The sequence below is a fragment of the Streptomyces sp. NPDC045021 genome, assembly GCF_056432645.1.
The window spans coordinates 31,096-49,268 of the sequence record NZ_JBWKIQ010000019.1 but is presented as its reverse complement, the minus strand read 5'-3'; the positions used below and the strand labels follow the sequence as shown (position 1 = coordinate 49,268).

The window sequence follows — 18,173 nt, the reverse complement described above, 5'->3', positions numbered from 1 at the left end:
TATTTCTGACACACAGTCAGATAGTGGAGGTGCTCGACTCATGGCCGTCATTCAGCGGCGGGGCCGCAGAATCATGATGACCCCGCACGAGGTCGACGCCTTCCTCGCGGAGCAGCGCACCTGCCGCGTGGCGACCGTCTCCAAGGACGGCCGGCCCCACGTCGGCGCCCTCTGGTTCGCCTGGGACGGCACATCGCTCTGGCTCTACTCCATCGTCCGCAGCCAGCGCTGGACCGACCTGCTGCGCGATCCCCGCGTCTCGGTCGTGATCGACGACGGAGTGGAGTACGGGGAACTGCGCGGTATCGAGCTCTCCGGAACCGTGGAATTCATCGGCGAGGCGCCCCGCACCGGTGAGCCCGTCCCCGAACTCGCCACTCCCGAGCGGCTCTTCTCTGCCAAGAACTTCGGGCTCGACAGCATGCCGCACGACGGCCGCCACGCCTGGCTGCGGCTCACGCCGGACCGGATGGCCTCCTGGGACTTCAGCAAGATTCCGCAGTAGAACCGCAGGCCGGGAGGGCGGAAGGGCGGCAGGCCTTCCGGGCGGGCGCGGTGCGGGGGCGGGTGCGGGGCGGGCGGGCGGTGCGGGCGGCGTTACTTCCGACCGGGCCCGCGCGCCGCCGCCTCGGAGATGTTGCGGGCCATGCCGCCGAAGACCACCGAGTGGAACGGCGCCACGCTCCACCAGTAGAGCTGCCCGGCCAGTCCGTGCGGATGGAACAGCGCGCGCTGGCGGAAGAGCGTGGCGCCCGCGTCGTCGTGGTCCACCGACAGTTCCAGCCAGGCCAGGCCGGGCAGCCGCATCTCGGCACGCAGCCGCAGCAGCCGGCCGGGTTCGATCGCCTCGACCCGCCAGAAGTCCAGCGAGTCCCCGACCCGCAGCCGCGCGGTGTCGCGGCGGCCCCGGCGCAGCCCGACGCCGCCGGCGAGCCGGTCCAGCCAACCCCGTACGGCCCAGGCGAGCGGGAAGGAGTACCAGCCGTTCTCGCCGCCGATGCCCTCGATCACCCGCCACAGCGCGTCCGGCGAAGCGTCCACCGTGCGTTCGCGCCGGTCGGTGTACAGGCTGCCGCCCGCCCAGTCGGGGTCCGTGGGCAACGGGTCGCTGGGGGCTCCGGGCACCGCGGCGGACGACCAGCGGGTGGGGACGTCGGCGTCCCGCAGCCGTTTGAGCGCCAGGCGCACGGAGTCGTCGAACCCGATCCGTCCGGTGGGCGGATCGGGCACGTAGCGCGCCAGATCGTTCTCCTCGCACACCACTTCGTGCCGCAGTGACTCGGTGAGCGGGCGGGCGATGGAGCTCGGTACGGGGGTGACGAGCCCGATCCAGTGGCTGGACAGGCCCGGCGTCAGGACCGGTACGGGGAGGATCACCCGCCGCGGGAGTCCGGCGACGGCCGCGTACCGCCGCATCATGCCGCGGTAGGTGAGAACGTCCGGGCCGCCGATGTCGAATGAACGGCTGACGTCGGGCGGCAGACCGGCGGCGCCGACGAGGCAGCGCAGTACGTCACGGACGGCGATCGGCTGGATGCGGGTCCTGACCCAGCTCGGGGTGACCATCAGCGGCAACCGTTCGGTGAGATAGCGCAGCATCTCGAAGGAGGCAGAACCCGAGCCGATGATCACGGCGGCCCGCAGGACGGCGGTCGGCACCCCCGAGCCGAGCAGGATGCGTCCCACCTCGGTGCGGGAGCGCAGATGCGGGGAGAGTTCCGACTCGGGGACCCCACCCGGTGTCAGCCCGCCCAGGTAGACGATGCGCCGGACTCCGGCGGCGCGGGCCTGCTCGGCGAAGAGCCGGGCGGCACGGCGGTCGGTCTCCTCGAAGCCGCGACCGGTGCCCAGCGCGTGCACCAGGTAGTACGCGATGTGCACGCCCTCGAAGGCGTGGCGCAGCGAGTCCGCGTCCGTCACATCGCCCCGGACCGTCTCGACCCGATCGGCCCAGGGGTAGTCCCGGAGCTTGTCCGGCGTCCGGGCGAGGCAGCGGACGGCATATCCGGCATCGAGCAGTTCCGGCACGAGCCGGCCACCGATGTATCCGGTGGCTCCGGTGACCAGGCAGCGGCGGGGGCTCTCGACTTCGGGCATGCGAGATCCCTACCCGGCTGGCGGGGGCGATCACAGCGGACCGGGATCCGACAGGGTCGGCGTAACGGCGCTACGTTGTGGGGTAGCACTGCTACTTCTTTGGTGTTAGCGTTGCTGTTGTCAGGTTGCGGAGGACGCCCTCCCGACCGAATCAGGAACCGCATCAGAATCCGCATCAGGGAGCACCGTCATGAGCGAGCAGACCACCACCTCAAGCCCTTCGATCCGGGTGGCGATCGTCACCGGAGGGTCCCGCGGGATCGGCCGGGAGAGCGCCGAGCGGCTGGCCGCCGACGGTTTCGCCGTCGTCATCAACTGCGCGGGCAACCGGACCGAGGCCGAAGCGACAGTGTCGGCCATCACCGCCGCCGGCGGACAGGCGGTCGCCCACCGTGCGGACGTCGCCGACGAGGTCGCCGTCTCGGCCCTCTTCGACACCGCCGAGAGCACCTTCGGCGGAGTCGACGTCGTCGTGCACGCGGCGGGCGTCATGACGCTGGCGCCCCTGGTCGACACGGACCTGGACGCCCTGGACCGCATGCACCGCACGAACATCCGCGGCACCTTCGTCGTCGACCAGCAGGCCGCCCGCCGGCTGCGCGGCGGTGGCGCGATCATCAACTTCTCCAGCTCCGTGGTGGGGCTGGCCATCCCGGGCTACACCGCCTACGCCGCCACCAAGGGCGCCGTCGAGGCCATGACCCTGATCCTGGCCCGGGAGCTGCGCGGCCGGGACATCACCGTCAACGCCGTGGCCCCAGGACCGACCGCCACCGCCCTGTTCCTGGACGGCAAGGACGAGGAGACCATCGCGAAGATGGCCGCCCAGGCGCCGCTGGAGCGCCTCGGTTCCCCGCAGGACATCGCCGAGGTCGTCTCCTTCCTCGCCGGACCCGCCCGCTGGGTGAACGGCCAGGTCATCCGGGCCAACGGCGGCATCGTCTGACCGACGCCCCGGCCTGCCGCCCGCCGCCCGCCCGAGCCGTCCCCAACACCGATCACGCCTGCTTTTCCCGCCGCCTTATCGCGCTCGACCGACCGAGGAGTTCTGTCATGGGCAAGACCATCGTCATCACGGGAGCCGGTTCCGGTTTCGGAGCCCTGGCCGCACGGGCGCTGGCCCGCTCAGGCCACACCGTCTACGCCGCCATGCGCAACACCACGGGGCGTAACGCCGACCGTGTCGCCCAGGCCCGGCAGTACGCCACCGAACACCAGGCGGACCTGCGCACCGTCGAACTCGACGTCCTCTCCCAGGAGTCCGCCGACGCCGCCGTCGCCACCGTCCTGGCCGAGGCCGGCACCCTGGACGTCATCATCCACAACGCCGGCCACATGGTCACCGGCCCCACCGAAGCCTTCACTCCCGAAGAGCTCGCCGCCGTCTACGACACCAACGTGCTCGGCACCCAGCGCGTCAACCGCGCCGCTCTGCCGCACCTGCGAGCCCGGCGCAACGGCCTCGTCCTGTGGATAGGTTCCACCAGCACCCGCGGCGGCACCCCGCCCTACCTCGCCCCGTACTTCGCCGCGAAGGCCGCCATGGACTCTCTCGCCGTGAGCTACGCCGCCGAACTGGCCCGCTTCAACATCGAGACCTCCATCGTCGTCCCCGGCGCCTTCACCTCGGGCACCAACCACTTCGCCACCGGCGGGCACCCCGCCGAGCAGGCCACCGTCGACGCCTACGAGGAGCACTACGCAGGCCTCATGGACCAGGTCTCCCAGCGACTGGCCGCCCTCGCCCCGGCCGATGCCGATGTCTCCCAGGTCGCCGACGCCATCGTCGACGTGGTCAACGCCCCGCACGGCACGCGGCCCTTCCGCGTCCATGTGGACCCCGCGGACGACGGCGCCGAAGAAGTCAGTGCGGTCGCCGACCGCATCCGCGCCGCATTCCTCACCCGGATCGGCCTCGGCGACCTCCTCGGCCCCCACACCGCCAAGTAGCACCCCGGCGCGAGCGCGGAGACCATGGGACCGGCCCCGTCCGGCCGGCGCATCGGACCCCGGCCCCGCCCCCGCTCGCACCCGTTCACCCCGTACCGGAACAGGAGAACACCATGGCCACGACCGAACTGCACCCCGCAGTCCAGCGCGCGGTGGACGCCGCCAACTCCGGCGTCACCGACGACTTCCTCGACAGCTTCACCGCGGACGGCGCGGTCGACGACTGGGGCCGCGTCTTCACGGGACGTGAGGCCATCCGGGGGTGGAGCGACAAGGAATTCATCGGCGTGGACGTCAGCCTGGACGTCACGGCGGTGCGCCGGTCGGGCGACACCGTCACCGTGAGCGCGACCGTGGGCGGGAACGGCTTCAACGGGCCTTCCGACTTCGCGTTCACGGTGTCCGGGGACCGGATATCCCTGATGCGGATCACCGGATGACGACCGGCCGACCCCCGCGCGGAAAGCCCGCCACCGTACGTAGCATCGCTACGCCGCGCTTGATAGCGTCCCCTTCGTGAGTACACGAGCGCGCATCCTGGAAGTGGCGGCCGACCTGGTCGCGGAGTCTCCGGACGGGGACGTGTCCACGCGGGCGGTGTGCGAGGCCGCGCAGGTGGGCGCCCCGGCACTCTACCGGTACTTCGGGGACAAGGAAGGCCTGCTGTCGGCCGTCGTGGACCACGGCTTCGACAAGTACCTGGCGACCAAGCGGCAGCACCGCGCCGGTGCCGATCCCATCGAGGACCTGCGCCACGGCTGGGACAGCCACGTGGAATTCGCCCTGCAGAACCCGAACCTGTACCGGTTGATGAACTCCCCCGCGATGCGCACCACGCCGGCCGCGGCGCTGGAGTCCCATCAGATCCTCACCCGGGACCTGGAGCGGGCGGCGGCACTGGGTAAGCTGCGGCTCGCCCCCGAGCTGGCCGCCCAGATAGTGATGTCGGCCAACGTCGGCGTGGCCCTGATGCTCGTCGCCCGGCCCTCGACCTTCACCGACCCGAGCACCTCGCGCCGCGTCCGTGACGCCGTGCACGCGTCCATCTTCACCCCGGACGTGTTCGGCCCCCGGGCCGCCGCGGACAGCTCCGCGGGCGGCCAGGACGAGGGGCGGCTGCAGTCCACCGCGAGCCGGTTGAACGCGCTGCTGCGCCAGTCGCCCGACCAGACGCTCAGCGTCGCCGAGACGGTCCTGCTGACCGAATGGCTGGACCGGCTGTCGAACACCCCCCAGCACCGGTAGTCACAGAAATCTCCGGATGTTCTCGCCGCGGTGTCGATCCGGGCCCGGGCCGTTCGTATAGGGAGTGAGAAGCCGGCACGGGGCCGGCGCAACGACCTAGGAGGACACCATGCCGCAGTACCTGCTCAGCGTGATGCAGCCCGAAGGGGAGCCGCCCGCCCCCGAGGTTCTGCAGGAGATCATGCGGAACCTCGACGCTCTGCACGAGGAGCTGAAGGCCGCGGGCGCATGGGTCTTCGCCGGCGGGCTGCATGCCCCGAGCACCGCAACCGTGGTGCGCCTGCAGGACGGTGACGTGCTCACCACCGACGGCCCGTACCTCGAGGGCAAGGAGTATCTCGGCGGCCTGTGCATCATCGAGGCGCCCGATCTGGACGCCGCGCTGGAATGGGGCCGCAAGAGCACCCGGGCGACCACCCTCCCGATCGAGGTGCGCCCCTTCTACGGGGAAGCCACCGGCTGATGCCCGACCTGCCGGCCGTCCCCGCCCCGGAGATCGAACGGGTCTTCCGTGCGGAGTACGGCCGCTCGGTGGCGGTCCTGGTCCGCGTCTTCGGCGACATCGACATCGCCGAGGAGGCGGTCCAGGACGCGTTCACCACGGCCCTGGAACGGTGGCCGTCCGCCGGGCTGCCGCCGAGTCCGGCCGGCTGGATCATCACCACCGCGCGCAACCGGGCGATCGACCGCCTCCGCCGGGAGGCGTCCCGCCAGGACCGGCATGCCCAGGCCGCTCTGCTGCACGCCCGCGACGAACCGCCCGAGGAGGGCCCCGTGCGCGACGACCGGCTCCGCCTGATCTTCACCTGCTGCCACCCGTCGCTCGCCACCGGAGCGCAGGTCGCGCTGACGCTCCGGCTCCTGGGAGGGCTCACCACCGCCGAGATCGCCCACGCGTTCCTGGTCCCGGAGCCGACCATGGCCCAGCGGCTGGTGCGGGCCAAGGGCAAGATCCGTGATGCGCGGATCCCCTACCGGGTCCCGTACGAGGCCGATCTCCCGGCCCGGCTCCGGGCCGTCCTGGCCGTCGTCTATCTCATCTTCAACGAGGGCTACACGGCGAGTTCGGGCGACCGGCTGGTCCGCGAGGACCTCTGCGCGGAAGCCCTCCGCCTCGGACGACTGCTGGCCGAACTCATGCCGGACGAGCCCGAGGTGATGGGGCTGCTCGCGCTCATGCTGCTCACCGAGTCCCGCCGCCGCGCCCGCTCCACCCCGGACGGCGAGCTGATCCCGCTCGCCGACCAGGACCGTGAACGGTGGGACGGCGCCCTCATCGCCGAGGGGCAGGCCATCGTCCGGCAGTGCCTGCGGCGCGGCCGCCCAGGCCCCTACCAGGTCCAGGCGGCGATCAACGCGGTCCACAGCGACGCCCCGAGCACCGCCGCCACGGACTGGCGGCAGATCCTGTACCTCTACGACCAGTTGTTGGCGCTCACCCCGACCTCCGTCGTGGCCCTGAACCGCGCGGTCGCGGTGGCCGAGGTCGAGGGTCCGGAAGCCGCGCTCGCTCTCGTCGAAGAGCTGAGGCTCGACGGATACCACGTGTTCCACGCCGTCCGGGCCGACCTGCTCCGGCGGTTGGGCCGCACCGCCGAGGCGCTGTCGGCGTACGAGACGGCGACAGCGCTCACCGAGAACAGGCCCGAGCACGACTTCCTCGAACGCCGCCACCAGGAACTCGGCTCGGACCTGTGATCGGTGGTCGCCGACGCTCAGTCCATCGCCGGCGGTGCCGGCGGGGCGATCGCGAAGTCCGCCGGGTCCACGCCGCCCTGCTTCGTGTCGTTGTTGGCGAAGACGAACGACTCTATGGAGATGTTCCGCTCGTTGCTGAGAGCCGCCACCAACTCCTGCATGACGACGGTCTCCAGCACGACGCGCACGCTCGGCGCCGCGTCGGGCAGTCGTACGACCCCGAGGTCGGCGCCGGCCGCGACCGGTCGCGTGGTGACGAGGAGCGTGAGGTGGCCGGCGCCCGAGAGAGAGCGGGCAAGCGCGACCTCGCGGCCGTCACCGAAGACGACGTGCAGCGTCCGGCCGGCGGACTCCATCTCGCCGTGCAGATAGTTCCTGGTGACGGAGGCGGTGGCCGGCATCCGGACGACCTCGCGCAGCAGCAGCGCACCCTCCTCTGCGGAGGCCCGTGAGGCTCCTGACGCGATGACGTCGGCGGCCACGCGGCGCGCGGCGCGGGCCCGCAGCGGGCCGATCACCTCCGCCGCGTCCCGGCGGACCGCCGCCGCCAGCGTCCCGATGCCGTGCCAGGGGTCGTCCGCGCCGCCCCGGCCCGCCATCGCGGCGGCGATCAGGTCCAGGGCGACGACGGCTCCGGTGAACCCGATCGTCGAAGCGTACGAGTCGGGCTCGTTGCCGAGGTCGACCGTCATGTCCGCGAGCTCGCCCAGCGGGGACGGTCGGACGTTCAGGAGAGCGACGCGCGGCACGCCGTTCGCTTCCTTGAAGGCCGCGATGGTCTCCGAACTGCGGCCGCCCTGCGACACCCCGATCAGCACATCGACGTCGAATCCGGCGGTGCCCCTCTCGATCTCGCTGGAGAGCACCCGCTGCGTGACAACACCCTGCGCGCGCAGCAGTCCGACCACTACGGCCAGCGCCGCGTACGAGGCACCGATCCCCGCGAAGAGCGGGCGCTCGGCGCCGCGCAGCCGGTCGAGGCCCGCGCCCTCGAACTGCCCGCGCACGTGCGCGACCACCCGCTCCAGCGCGTTCGGCTGGTCGGCCTGCCCCTGAAGGAAGGTAATTCGCGATCCGGACATCCTCGCGGTTCCTTTCGTACGTTCCCACGCCGTAGGAGGAAGGTACGGGAGCCGCCGGACGGCGGTGGTGGAGTCGGGTAGGGAAGTTGACGAGCCATCGCCGATCGTGGTCGGTCGCACCGGAAGAGAAGTGGATCCGCCCCGGGCCACGCGCGCACCGCCTCTCTCGCACGGCCTCTCTCGCACGTCCTATGTCTCCTGACGCAGCACCTTCGCCTCCTTTTCCGGGTCCAGTCCGAGCGTGGGACGGTCGGGCCGCTGCGGTGCTTCGCCGCCCAGGGCGCGGAGCCAGGTCCAGGTGTCGGCCACCGTCTCCTCGACGGGCCGGCAGCGCAGTCCCGCGGCGAGCGCCTTGGAGACGTCCGCCCGGTGCATGGCGTCCTGGACCTCGCCCGGCGGCAGCCATACCGGGAGCTCCGTCCACGGCTCGATGCCGGCCGCGAGGATCGGCTCCGGGTCGGTCCAGCACAACTCGGCGTCTGAGCCGGTGATCCGCACGCACGTCTCCAGGAGCTCGCCCATCGTGGTGTGCCCCGGCGGGCTCACCAGGTTGTACGGGCCGCCGAGCCCCTTTTCAAGGGCGTCCAGGGTCCAGGTCGCGAGGTCGCGCGCGTCGATGTACTGCAGCCCCAGGTCGCGCGGTCCTGGCGCCAGCACCCTGCCACCGCGGGCGATCCGCCCCAGCCACCACGGCAGCCGTCCGATGTTCTCCCCGGGCCCGATGATCAGCCCGGCGCGCAGCAGCAACGCCCGCTCGCCGAAGGCGGCCAGCGCCGCCAACTCACCGCCCCGCTTGGCCTGGGCGTACTCCACCTCGCCGTCGTCGGGCGACGCTTCGACGACCGGACCGTCCTCGGTGAGGCCGGCGGGCGGCGGGAACTCGTACACCGACCGGCTGGACATGTACGCGTACCTCCCGACCCGGCCGGCGAGCAGCCGGCCCGTGTCGCGGACCGCCGACGGCGCACCGGACCATGTGTCGGCGACGACATCCCACTCACCCCGGTCCAGCGCCGCCAGACCGCCCTGCGCATTCCGGTCACCCAGCAGGGTCGCGACCCCCGGCGGTGCCTCATGGCGACCGCGGTGAAACGCCGTCACCTCCCAGCCCCGCTCCAGCGCCGCGTCGGCGACCGCGCGCCCGACGAACTCCGTCCCACCCAGCAGCAGAATCCTCATGCCGGTCACCCTGCCCCCGGACCGCCCTCGTGGTAACCGTTCCATGCTCACAGCGAATTCGCCCGCAGCGGAATGCGGCTGTGACGACCTGACCAGGCGCATCGTAAGGTCGGGGTATGCGACTGAGCACTGTGATCCTTCCCGTCTACCGCTGGACCGAGGGCCAGGAGGTGTGGCGGCGGGCCGAGGAGCTCGGCTTCCACACCGCCTATACGTATGACCACCTCTCCTGGCGGACCTTCCGGGACGGGCCGTGGTTCGGCGCGGTGCCCACCCTCACCGCGGCCGCGACGGCCACCGAGCGACTGCGGCTCGGCACGCTCGTCACCTCCGTCAAGCCTCTTTCACCTATCGCAGCCTGACCAGGCAACATCCATCTCAGACGAGCTGCTTCAGGCCCTCGGTGGCGATCTGCTCGAAGGTCTTGAGGTCGGCGGCGAACTCGGTCTCCGGGATCGGCCAGTGCAGCACGAGCTCGGTGATCCCCGCCTCGCGGTGCTTGCCCGCGAAGTCGACGAACGAGTCCACGGACTCCAGCGGGCCGCGCGGGTCCGGGGTGAAGCCGGTGAGCATGATCTTCTCCAGCTCGTCGGCGTCCCTGCCGATCGCCTCGCAGGCCGCGCCGAGCTTGTCGAGCTGACCCTTGACGGCCTCCAGCGACTGCTCAGGGGTGCCAGTCTCGAACAGCTTCGGGTCGCCGGTCGTCACCCACGCCTGGCCGTGGCGTGCGGCCAGCTTCAACCCCCGCGGCCCGGTGGCGGCCACAGCGAACGGCAGCCGGGGGCGCTGCAGGCAACCGGGGATGTTCCGCACCTCGTGCGCGGAGTAGAACTCGCCCTCGAAGCTGACGATGTCCTCGCACAGCAGCTTGTCCAGCAGCGGCACGAACTCCGCGAACCGGTCGGCCCGCTCCTTCGGCGTCCATGCCTCCTGCCCCAGCGCTGTGGCGTCGAACCCCGACCCCCCGGCCCCGATCCCCAGCGTGATCCGCCCACCGCTCACGTCGTCGAGCGTGATCAGGTCCTTCGCCAGCATCACGGGATGCCGGAAATTAGGAGACGTAACGAGGGTCCCCAACCGGAGGCGCGTTGTGGCGGCCGCAGCAGCAGTCAGCGTGGGCACCGCGCCGAACCACGGCCCGTCGCGGAAGGTCCGCCAGGACAGGTGGTCGTAGGTATACGCGGTGTGGAAGCCGAGGTCTTCAGCGTGCCGCCACACCTTCTGGCCCTGCTGCCAGCGGTGGATGGGGAGGATCACAGTGCTCAGTCGCATGCTCCGACCCTACGTGGAACGCGCCTGAACACCCTGGTCGCAGGCCCAGGTCAGCAGCGTCAGGCGTCCTTCCCCGCGGCGGGGTGGCCATTGGGCGAGGCCGCCTTCTACGGAGGCCCGGAGGCCGGCCGCAGCCAGGTCCGCTTCACCTTCGGCAAGACCAGGGCCGCCACGACCTGCGGAAGCAGCACACCGCGAAATGATCGTCTCGCCCGTCCACAACACGCTTTCCAACTGTTCGTCCGGCTGTTCGCGACAGATCAGCGCTGTCCTGACCTGCGCCGGAACGGCTATCTGGCGCGGCTGTGAACGGTGCTGGACGAGGGTGAATGCAACCAAAACTGCAACCGGTCCTGGGTCTACCTTCCGGCTGCGGGTCCGTACCACTGGAGAGCTTGTCCTGTGAAGGCAGCGATGCACTCGAAGTCCCGGTCGCGGTGCAGGAGGGTCAGGCGTTGCAGTTCCGCCGTGGCGGCGACCAGCCAGGCCGAGTCGGTCCCCGACCACGCGGTGGGGGGCGCCGCCCTCGCCGACCAGCTGAGCCGGGAGGCCAAGACCTCGACGAGACGGTGTGGGACGGGTCGGCCGGGGCCGGTCCAGGCTGAGCTTGCTGGCGCGGTGCCGCCGGGCGCAAGCTTGGGACATGGGTCCTCATGGCAGCCCTACGCTCATCACTTCAGTGCAGCGAGCCTTCCGCTTGATGGAAGCCGTAGGGGCACACGAGGGCGGTGCTCCGGCGAAGCAGCTGGCACGTGAGGCAGGACTGTCACTGGCCACCACCTATCACCTGCTGCGGACGCTGGTCCACGACGGATACCTGCGGAAGCTGGACGACGGGGCGTACGTCATCGGAGACAGACTGCACACGCTGCACGCCGGAAGCCGCGGCCAGGGGTTGATCACCCGTATCCGTCCCATGCTCGCCGCTCTGCGGGACGAACTGTCGGCCGCCGCCTATCTGACCTTCTACGAGGAGGGCGAGATCCGGGTCGCCGAGATCGTCGAGGGCCCACGGGCACCACGGGTCGACCTCTGGGTGGGATTCGAGGACGCCGGGCACGCCACGGCGCTGGGCAAGTGCGTGCTGCGCGAGCTCGACGACGACTCCCGCAACGAGTACCTCTCCCGGCATTCCCTCGCCGACCTCACGCCCCGCACCATCACCCACCGCTCCGAACTGCTTCGACAACTCGACTCAACCCCCACGGCCCCGACCGTCATGGACCTGGAGGAGTACGCCCTGGGCACGATCTGCGTCGCGGTGCCCGTGTACAGCGGGCACAAGCTCGGCTCGCTCGGTGTCTCACTCCGGGCAGACCGGCTCTCCCGCATCGAGCAGGTTCGAGCGCGGCTGGTCCCGACAGCGAGTCGTGTGACCAGGGGCCTTTCGCTCACTATCTGAAAATATCGCCCTTGCGGCTCCCGCACGGCTACCTGTTCTCTGGATGAAACGGACTGGCGTACGCGCCGTGAGCAGGAGAGGGCTGCGGAAGAGGACATGAGCTATGCCCAAGAGCATCAGCGCGATCATCGGCCGACGTGGCAGCTCAGGAAGCGGCTTCGCGTGGGGTCGGCGGGCCCGGCCCCGAGGACAGCGCCGGAGGAGCAGTCACGCGTCGCCGCCCACCTCGCCGCCTGGGCGCCCTCACTGATCGTCTCTGCCGTTGCACTCCTCGCCCTCGTCAGCGGAGGTGGGATGACCTGGTTGCCGCTGCTCGCCGTCGGGCCTGCGCTGGCCGCCGCCCCCAGCAGGCCATGGGGAGTGCTTCGGATCGGCTTCCTCGCCGTGGCGCTGGGTGCCGTGCTCGGCGCCCGTGGCGGTGCTTCGGTCCGTGAACAGGCAATCGTGCTGTCCGCACTGGTCGCCGTTACCCTGGCGAGCAGCCAGGCCAGCGCGCTGCGCGGGCGTCGCGAACGGGTACTGGCGGCCGTCCGCTCAGTCGCCGAGGCTGCCCAGCACGCCCTCCTCAAGCCCGTGCCCGCCACTGTCGGCGAGTTCCAGGTGGCCGTCCGCTACAGCGCCGCCGCGGCGGAGGCCCGGATCGGCGGCGACCTCTACGCCCTCATCCCCACTCCGTACGGGGTCAGGCTGATCGTCGGCGACGTGCGCGGCAAGGGACTGCCCGCGGTGGGCACCGCCGCTCTGGTGCTCGGTGTCTTCCGCGAGGCCGCCTACGACGAACCGGACCTCCTCGACGTCGTCGGCAGGATAGAGCGGAGCCTGGCGCGCAACCTGGGTCCCGACGACTTCGTTACCGCCGTGGTCGTCGGGTACCCCGGGGCCGGGCGCATGGAGGTGGTCAATTGCGGACACGCCCCGCCGCTGGTGGTTCGCGATTTCGAGGTCACGGCTGTCGAGCCGACGCGTCCGGCTCCACCGCTCGGGTTGCGGGCCCTCACCGGCGAGACCCCGAGTCTCCAGGTGCTGCCCTTCGCCGACGGTGACCAGCTGCTCCTCTACACCGACGGGGTCACCGAGGCCCGCAACCACAGTCGTGAGTTCTACCCGCTCATGGAGCGGGTGGCGCGGCACATGTCGGACGAGCCGACCCGTACCCTCGCCGCACTCCACGACGAACTGCTGGCCCACGTCGGCGGTCGGCTCCACGACGACGCGGCGCTGCTCCTGCTCCGGAAGCCGGCCGTTGTCGGCTCGACGTCGGCACCTGAGCGCCGGACTTCGGTCGCGGGCCCGTGGGTAGGAACCGGTGGGCCTTCGGGACGGCGAAGAAGTCGATGCGCTGCCACTGCACCCCGTCCGGGTCCATGAGGCAGGCGACCTCGCCGCGCTGCCAAGCGGCCTGTCTCGGTCTCACCGGCAGAGGCTGCGGAGTGGGCACGATGGCCAGGGGGCAGTCCGTCGGGGCGTCCTTCGAACATCGCTCGTTCTCCCATCGATGCGGCTGGAAGATCACTGAGATCGGCCGGGACGCCGCCGAGCTGAACAAGATCATGCTCACCGGCTTCACCCCGGACCGCCCGCTGGACTCCTTCGACGCCTTCACCGACTTCGCGGGCCGTCACGCGGAGCTGGGTATCGACGAGATCGTCATCCACTGGCCGATCGAGGACTCCGACTTCGCCGCCGACCCCAAGCTCTTCGAACGCATCGCCACCGAAGCGCTCGCCCAGCTCGCCATCCGGTAACAACCAGGGCAATCCGGTCAAAAATGCCGACGTAGTCATGTCCGGGCTGCCCCAGTACGGCGATTCACGTGCGCATCTGACGTCTCAGTGCGCACACTTGGTTGTGCGCTCAACGATTGACCCCGGTGCTTCCCCGCACGGTTCCGGCCGTCCGGCAGACGTGCACCCGCACACCGGCCTGGCCGGGGTCATCAATGCCGCGCCACACCAGCGCGAGCAGCCGGCCGAGCCCGGCCAAGCCCCTGGCGAACGAGCGATACCCGTGGGTTGTCCGGGGAAGGTACGGGACCGACAACGGCCGGAAGCCCGGCCGAACCCCGGAAGTACCCGACCCACGGAGGTTCCTCATGGCCCCGACCGCGGCCTACGACGAGATCGCCGACTGGTACGAGGAGGAGTTCCTCGGTGGGCGGCAGCCGAGGACGGAGGCCGGGGAACCCGTGGCGGATGTCGATCCTCTGGGTATCCACCGCGCCCTGCGCGAACTGCTGGGTGAGGGAAGCGGCACCTGTCTGGAGATCGGCTGCGGCACCGGGACGCATGCGGAACGGGTCCGCGAGTTGGGCTGGACCCCCGTCGGCGTGGATCTCTCCGGCGGCATGCTGCGGCACGCGCGCGGCCGGTTGCCCATCGCGCGGGCCGACGCCGAGCGGCTGCCCATAGCGGCCGGCTCCGTTCCCGCCGTCGTCTCGATGATGGTCCACACCGACATGCCCGGGTATCCGGCGGTGCTGCGCGAGTCGGCCCGGGTGCTGCGCCCCGGCGGCGTGCTGGTGCACATCGGCGTCCATCCGTGCTTCTGCGGCGGGTTCGCCGACCGCGCGGACCCGGACGCGGTGGTGATCGGTCCCGGCTACCGCGACGGTCACTGGACCAAGGCCTCCTGGACGACCGCGGGAGTACGCGACAAGGTGGGCGCCACGCACTATCCGCTGCCCGAGCTGATGCATGCGTTCCTCGCGGCGGGCCTGGTGCTCGAACGCTTCACGGAGGGCGGCGCGCCGACCCCGACCGTCCTGGCCGTCAGAGTCCGCAAGCCCGGGTGACCGTCAGGGCGTCAGCTCGCCGCCGTGGTGAGTGCGGCGCCCGCTGAGGACTGCAGGGCTTCGACCGCGGCGCGGATCGCCGGTCTGCGGTCGGCGTCTTCGCGCCAGACGGCGTAGACGTGGCGGTGCATGGTGTGACGGACGGGGACGACGCTCACGCCGTCGGGGACCGGGCCGCGGCCGAGCCGGGGGGCGACCGCGACGCCGAGTCCGGCCGCGACCAGCGCGAGTTGGGTGTGGTGCTCCTCGGCGGAGTGCGACAGGCGGGGCTCGATCCCCTTGCCGCGCAGGGTGAACATGAGCCAGTCGTGGCAGAACTCGCCGTCCGGCCAGGAGACCCAGTCGTCGTCCGCGAAGTCCTCCAGCTCGATCTGGGCGCGGCCGGCGAGCGGATGGTCCGACGGCATCGCGACATCGGCGATGTCGTCCAGCAGCGGGGCCTTGGCGAGGCCGGACGGCAGCGACAGCGGCCTGTTGTACCAGTCCAGGACGACGGCGAGGTCCATGTCCCCGCGCACCACCCGGGCCACCGACTCGGCCGGCTCCATCTCCCGCATCCGGGGCCGCAGCTGGGGGTGGTCCCGGCGCAGCGTCGCGAGGGCCGCCGGCAGCAGCCCCCTGGCGGCGGTCGGGAACGCCCCCAGGACGACCTCGCCGACGGCCGCTCCCCGGTGCGCCTCCAGGTCGGAGTGCGCCAGCTCGACCAGCGAGAGGATGCGTTCCGCATGGCCGGACAGCAGCCGGCCGGCGTCGGTGAGGCGGACCCCGCGGCCGTTCTTGGCCAGCATCTGCTGGCCGGTCTCGCGCTCCAGCTTGCCCATCTGCTGGGAGACGGCCGACGTCGTCACATGCAGGACATCGGCGGCGGCGCTGACCGAGCCGTAGGTGGCGATCGCATGCAGGATCCGGAGGCGCTCCAGGTTCAACATGTAAGCGATTCTACGCGTTCTCTCGTACCTAAACTCGCTTGTTCTACGGAATCAAATCCGTCATCTTAGGAACATGAGCGTCCCCGCCGGCCTCCGGCCCACCCCCGCCAGCGCCGCGCCCGACCTGATACCGGAGGCGGCACCGGCCGCCCGTCGCGCGGTGGACTGGCGGATCCGGTTCGCCCTCCTGGGCATCATCTGGGGCTTCAGCTTTCTCTTCATCAAGGTCGGCACGGAGGCGTTCGCCCCGCTGCAGGTGACGCTGGGCCGGATGGTCTTCGGCACGGCCGTGCTGGTCGCCGCCCTGGTCGTCAAGCGCGAGCGGCTGCCGCGCGGGAAGCGGATCTGGCTGCATCTGACGGTCGCCGCGCTCCTGCTCAACGCGCTGCCGTTCTCGCTGTTCGCCTACTCCGAGCTGACCATCCCCTCCACCCTCGCGGGGATCTGCAACGCCACCACCCCGCTGTGGAGCATGGTGGTCTCGGTCGTCGCGCTCTCCGAGGACAAGCCCACGCGGCAGCGGTTCGCCGGCGTCGGCCTCGGTTTCCTCGGCGTGCTGACCGTGCTCGGCGCCTGGCAGGGTTTCTCCGGCCAGGATCCGGCGGGCACCGCCATGGCCCTGACGGCCGCGGCCAGTTACGCGGTCGGCTGGGCGTACGTGCGCCGCACCCTGGCGGGTACCGGCAACTCCAACCTGGCGCTCTCCGGAAGCCAGCTGCTGCTCGGCACGGTCCAGCTCGCCCTGGTCACGCCGTTCTTCACCTCCGTTCCGACCTCGTTCCCGATCCTGTCCGTGCTCTCGGTCATCGCGCTCGGCGCCCTCGGCACCGGGATCGCGTTCCTGCTCCAGTACGCCCTGGTCGCCGAGAAGGGACCGACCATCGCCGTGATGGTCACCTATCTGATCCCGGTCGTCGCCACCGCCGCGGGCGTGCTGCTGCTCCACGAGCGGCTGGGCTGGAACGAGCCGGTCGGTGCGGCCGTCGTCCTGGCGGGCGCCGCTCTCACCCAGCTGCGCCCCCGCCGTTCACGACCGGCCGCGGCCGCCGGTACGCCCCAGCCGTAACGATCCAGGCGCAACGTCCCGGCTTCAACGTCCCAGCGCCCACGTCTCCGTACCCGTACCCGTACCCGTCCCCGCACCCGTACCCGTCCCCGCACCCGATCAGCCGTACCGCCCCGCGCCCGGCGCCCCGATCACCCGGGCGACCGCGTCCGCGAGCGGCACGATGTCGCCGTCGCCGATGGCGGAGACCGTGAGCCGCACTCCGGGGGCGGAGGCGAGACGGAAGCGCGCGCCAGGGGCGGTGGCCCAGCCGGCCTGCAGCAGGCCGGCCACGGCGCCGGTCTCGTCGGAGACCGGCACCCAGACGTTCATGCCGCTGCGCCCGTGGGACGCGATGCCGCGTTCGGCGAGGGCCAGCACCAGGGCGTCGCGCCGCCGGCCGTAGGACCGCGCCACCGCCTGCGGATCGACCGCGCCGGACTCCCACAGGTGCACCACCGCGCGCTGCAGCAGATGACTGACCCAGCCGGCGCCCAGCCGGTACCGGCCCTGGACGCGGTCGACGGTGACCGGGTCGCCGGTGAAGACGGCAAGCCGCAGGTCCGGGCCGTACGCCTTGGCGGTGGAACGCACCAGCGCCCAGTGCGTGGTGACGCCCGACAGGCACTGCAGCGGCAGTTCGACCAGTCCGTGGACGTGGTCGTCGTCCACCACGAGGACTTCCGGATGGCGCGCGAGCACCTCGCGCAGTTCCCTCGCGCGGTCCGCCGAGATCACCGCGCCGGTGGGGTTCTGGCCGCGGTCGGTGACCACGAGAGCGCGCGCCCCGGCCAGCAGCGCCCGCACGACGTCCGCGACGACCGGACCGTCGTCGTCGACCCCGACCGGCACCGCGCGCAGCCCGAGGGCGGGCACCAGGTCCAGCACGCTCCCCCAGCCCGGATCCTCGACCGCCACGGTGTCACCGGGACGCAGATGGGCCGCCAGCACCCGTTCGATGGCGTCGAGCGATCCCGAGGTGAGCCCGATGGGGCCGTCGGGCACGCCGTCCCGGTCGAAGGCCGCGCGGGCGAGGCCGCTCAGCTCGGCGTCGACGGCCGGCCCGCCGTAGAGCGCGGGTTGCTCGGCGTTGCGGGCGACCGCCGCCGCGAACGCCGCGTCGAGCGGGGGCAGCAGCGAGACATCCGGATTGCCGTCGGAGATGTCCCGTACTCCCGGCGGCACATCGATCCGGATCTGGTCGCGCGAGGTGGTGGCGGGCCGGGACCGCACCCGGCTGCCGCGCCGCCCGGCCGTCTCGATCACCCCGCGGTCGCGCAGCAGCCGGTAGGCGGCGGCCACCGTGTTCGGGTTCACGTCCAGTTCCTGGGCCAGTTCGCGCAGCGGTGGCAGCGCCGCGCCGGGCTTGAGCGTGCCCTCGCCCACCGCGCGCTCGATGTCGGCGGCGATACCCGATGCGCCCCGGCCCGTGATTCGATACTCTCCTAGCACAAAGTTGATTATGCACTAGTTCAAAGGATTT

Annotated in this window: 17 protein-coding genes and 3 pseudogenes; 13 read left to right on the top strand and 7 right to left on the bottom strand. The window is 71.4% G+C overall.

Going from position 1 to position 18,173, the window contains the following annotated elements:
* The first annotated feature begins 40 nt into the window (after positions 1 to 40).
* A complete protein-coding gene (locus AC07DC_RS37585) occupies positions 41 to 505 on the top strand; it encodes a pyridoxamine 5'-phosphate oxidase family protein (protein ID WP_478919209.1) in 465 nt (154 codons plus the stop codon).
* A 92-nt stretch (positions 506 to 597) separates the two neighbouring features.
* On the opposite strand, the gene AC07DC_RS37580 is transcribed toward AC07DC_RS37585, so the two are convergent.
* Entirely contained in the window at positions 598 to 2,097 is a 1,500-nt protein-coding gene (locus tag AC07DC_RS37580; RefSeq protein ID WP_478919207.1) for an SDR family oxidoreductase, read from the bottom strand.
* Between the two features lie 190 nt (positions 2,098 to 2,287).
* On the opposite strand from AC07DC_RS37580, the gene AC07DC_RS37575 reads away from it, so the two are divergent.
* The 6 genes from AC07DC_RS37575 (at position 2,288) to AC07DC_RS37550 (ending at position 6,990) form a co-directional block, all read left to right on the top strand.
* Positions 2,288 to 3,043: an SDR family oxidoreductase gene (locus AC07DC_RS37575; protein ID WP_478919205.1), complete on the top strand. Its 756-nt coding sequence runs from the start codon at positions 2,288 to 2,290 to the stop codon at positions 3,041 to 3,043.
* A gap of 107 nt (positions 3,044 to 3,150) precedes the next feature.
* On the top strand, positions 3,151 to 4,047 hold the full coding sequence (locus tag AC07DC_RS37570) for an SDR family oxidoreductase (RefSeq protein ID WP_478919204.1): 897 nt from the start codon (positions 3,151 to 3,153) through the stop codon (positions 4,045 to 4,047).
* Between the two features lie 113 nt (positions 4,048 to 4,160).
* Positions 4,161 to 4,487: a nuclear transport factor 2 family protein gene (locus tag AC07DC_RS37565; RefSeq protein ID WP_478919203.1), complete on the top strand. Its 327-nt coding sequence runs from the start codon at positions 4,161 to 4,163 to the stop codon at positions 4,485 to 4,487.
* A 76-nt stretch (positions 4,488 to 4,563) separates the two neighbouring features.
* Complete coding sequence (locus AC07DC_RS37560) at positions 4,564 to 5,292, top strand: TetR/AcrR family transcriptional regulator (RefSeq protein ID WP_478919201.1); 729 nt, start codon at positions 4,564 to 4,566, stop codon at positions 5,290 to 5,292.
* Positions 5,293 to 5,401: 109 nt separating this feature from the next.
* Positions 5,402 to 5,755, top strand: a complete 354-nt coding sequence (locus AC07DC_RS37555; RefSeq protein ID WP_478919200.1) for a YciI family protein — start codon at positions 5,402 to 5,404, stop codon at positions 5,753 to 5,755.
* Positions 5,755 to 6,990, top strand: a complete 1,236-nt coding sequence (locus tag AC07DC_RS37550) for an RNA polymerase sigma factor (RefSeq protein ID WP_478919199.1) — start codon at positions 5,755 to 5,757, stop codon at positions 6,988 to 6,990. Before AC07DC_RS37555 ends, AC07DC_RS37550 begins: the two co-directional genes overlap by 1 nt.
* Positions 6,991 to 7,007: 17 nt before the next feature.
* On the opposite strand, the gene AC07DC_RS37545 is transcribed toward AC07DC_RS37550, so the two are convergent.
* Together AC07DC_RS37545 and AC07DC_RS37540 are read right to left on the bottom strand one after the other, a co-directional pair.
* A complete protein-coding gene (locus AC07DC_RS37545; protein ID WP_478919198.1) occupies positions 7,008 to 8,072 on the bottom strand; it encodes an SIS domain-containing protein in 1,065 nt (354 codons plus the stop codon).
* A gap of 189 nt (positions 8,073 to 8,261) precedes the next feature.
* Positions 8,262 to 9,251, bottom strand: coding sequence for an NAD-dependent epimerase/dehydratase family protein (locus tag AC07DC_RS37540; protein ID WP_478919197.1), 990 nt, complete (start codon positions 9,249 to 9,251; stop codon positions 8,262 to 8,264).
* A gap of 116 nt (positions 9,252 to 9,367) precedes the next feature.
* Between AC07DC_RS37540 and AC07DC_RS37535 the strand changes: the two are divergent.
* A pseudogene (locus AC07DC_RS37535) lies at positions 9,368 to 9,604 on the top strand (LLM class flavin-dependent oxidoreductase); the annotation flags it as partial.
* 25 nt (positions 9,605 to 9,629) lie between these two features.
* On the opposite strand, the gene AC07DC_RS37530 reads toward AC07DC_RS37535, so the two are convergent.
* Together AC07DC_RS37530 and AC07DC_RS37525 are read right to left on the bottom strand one after the other, a co-directional pair.
* Complete coding sequence (locus AC07DC_RS37530) at positions 9,630 to 10,523, bottom strand: LLM class flavin-dependent oxidoreductase (RefSeq protein ID WP_478919196.1); 894 nt, start codon at positions 10,521 to 10,523, stop codon at positions 9,630 to 9,632.
* A gap of 359 nt (positions 10,524 to 10,882) precedes the next feature.
* Positions 10,883 to 11,005, bottom strand: a pseudogene (locus AC07DC_RS37525) (PIN domain nuclease); the annotation flags it as partial.
* 161 nt (positions 11,006 to 11,166) lie between these two features.
* Between AC07DC_RS37525 and AC07DC_RS37520 the strand changes: the two are divergent.
* The 4 genes and pseudogenes from AC07DC_RS37520 (at position 11,167) to AC07DC_RS37505 (ending at position 14,716) form a co-directional block, all read left to right on the top strand.
* Positions 11,167 to 11,925 carry an IclR family transcriptional regulator gene (locus AC07DC_RS37520; RefSeq protein ID WP_478919195.1) on the top strand — a complete coding sequence of 253 codons (759 nt, stop codon included), beginning with the start codon at positions 11,167 to 11,169 and terminating at the stop codon, positions 11,923 to 11,925.
* A 96-nt stretch (positions 11,926 to 12,021) separates the two neighbouring features.
* Positions 12,022 to 13,293 carry a PP2C family protein-serine/threonine phosphatase gene (locus AC07DC_RS37515; RefSeq protein ID WP_478919193.1) on the top strand — a complete coding sequence of 424 codons (1,272 nt, stop codon included), beginning with the start codon at positions 12,022 to 12,024 and terminating at the stop codon, positions 13,291 to 13,293.
* Between the two features lie 146 nt (positions 13,294 to 13,439).
* Positions 13,440 to 13,670: pseudogene (locus tag AC07DC_RS37510) on the top strand (LLM class flavin-dependent oxidoreductase); the annotation flags it as partial.
* 347 nt (positions 13,671 to 14,017) lie between these two features.
* On the top strand, positions 14,018 to 14,716 hold the full coding sequence (locus tag AC07DC_RS37505; RefSeq protein ID WP_478919192.1) for a class I SAM-dependent methyltransferase: 699 nt from the start codon (positions 14,018 to 14,020) through the stop codon (positions 14,714 to 14,716).
* A gap of 11 nt (positions 14,717 to 14,727) precedes the next feature.
* Here the strand turns inward: AC07DC_RS37505 and AC07DC_RS37500 are convergent, their stop codons facing one another.
* A complete protein-coding gene (locus AC07DC_RS37500; RefSeq protein ID WP_478919191.1) occupies positions 14,728 to 15,645 on the bottom strand; it encodes a LysR family transcriptional regulator in 918 nt (305 codons plus the stop codon).
* Between the two features lie 73 nt (positions 15,646 to 15,718).
* Between AC07DC_RS37500 and AC07DC_RS37495 the strand changes: the two genes are divergently transcribed.
* Complete coding sequence (locus AC07DC_RS37495) at positions 15,719 to 16,711, top strand: DMT family transporter (protein ID WP_478919190.1); 993 nt, start codon at positions 15,719 to 15,721, stop codon at positions 16,709 to 16,711.
* 99 nt (positions 16,712 to 16,810) lie between these two features.
* Here the strand turns inward: AC07DC_RS37495 and AC07DC_RS37490 are convergent, their stop codons facing one another.
* Positions 16,811 to 18,142: an aminotransferase class I/II-fold pyridoxal phosphate-dependent enzyme gene (locus AC07DC_RS37490; protein WP_478919188.1), complete on the bottom strand. Its 1,332-nt coding sequence runs from the start codon at positions 18,140 to 18,142 to the stop codon at positions 16,811 to 16,813.
* Positions 18,143 to 18,173: the final 31 nt, after the last annotated feature.

Excerpts from the sequence above, each read along its gene's own strand:
- AC07DC_RS37585 (WP_478919209.1), top strand. The coding sequence starts at position 41 with ATGGCCGTCATTCAGCGGCGGGGCCGCAGAATCATGATGACCCCGCAC.
- AC07DC_RS37580 (WP_478919207.1), bottom strand. The coding sequence starts at position 2,097 with ATGCCCGAAGTCGAGAGCCCCCGCCGCTGCCTGGTCACCGGAGCCACC.
- AC07DC_RS37575 (WP_478919205.1), top strand. The coding sequence starts at position 2,288 with ATGAGCGAGCAGACCACCACCTCAAGCCCTTCGATCCGGGTGGCGATC.
- AC07DC_RS37570 (WP_478919204.1), top strand. The coding sequence starts at position 3,151 with ATGGGCAAGACCATCGTCATCACGGGAGCCGGTTCCGGTTTCGGAGCC.
- AC07DC_RS37565 (WP_478919203.1), top strand. The coding sequence starts at position 4,161 with ATGGCCACGACCGAACTGCACCCCGCAGTCCAGCGCGCGGTGGACGCC.
- AC07DC_RS37555 (WP_478919200.1), top strand. The coding sequence starts at position 5,402 with ATGCCGCAGTACCTGCTCAGCGTGATGCAGCCCGAAGGGGAGCCGCCC.
- AC07DC_RS37550 (WP_478919199.1), top strand. The coding sequence starts at position 5,755 with ATGCCCGACCTGCCGGCCGTCCCCGCCCCGGAGATCGAACGGGTCTTC.
- AC07DC_RS37545 (WP_478919198.1), bottom strand. The coding sequence starts at position 8,072 with ATGTCCGGATCGCGAATTACCTTCCTTCAGGGGCAGGCCGACCAGCCG.
- AC07DC_RS37540 (WP_478919197.1), bottom strand. The coding sequence starts at position 9,251 with ATGAGGATTCTGCTGCTGGGTGGGACGGAGTTCGTCGGGCGCGCGGTC.
- AC07DC_RS37530 (WP_478919196.1), bottom strand. The coding sequence starts at position 10,523 with ATGCGACTGAGCACTGTGATCCTCCCCATCCACCGCTGGCAGCAGGGC.
- AC07DC_RS37520 (WP_478919195.1), top strand. The coding sequence starts at position 11,167 with ATGGGTCCTCATGGCAGCCCTACGCTCATCACTTCAGTGCAGCGAGCC.
- AC07DC_RS37515 (WP_478919193.1), top strand. The coding sequence starts at position 12,022 with ATGAGCTATGCCCAAGAGCATCAGCGCGATCATCGGCCGACGTGGCAG.
- AC07DC_RS37505 (WP_478919192.1), top strand. The coding sequence starts at position 14,018 with ATGGCCCCGACCGCGGCCTACGACGAGATCGCCGACTGGTACGAGGAG.
- AC07DC_RS37500 (WP_478919191.1), bottom strand. The coding sequence starts at position 15,645 with ATGTTGAACCTGGAGCGCCTCCGGATCCTGCATGCGATCGCCACCTAC.
- AC07DC_RS37495 (WP_478919190.1), top strand. The coding sequence starts at position 15,719 with ATGAGCGTCCCCGCCGGCCTCCGGCCCACCCCCGCCAGCGCCGCGCCC.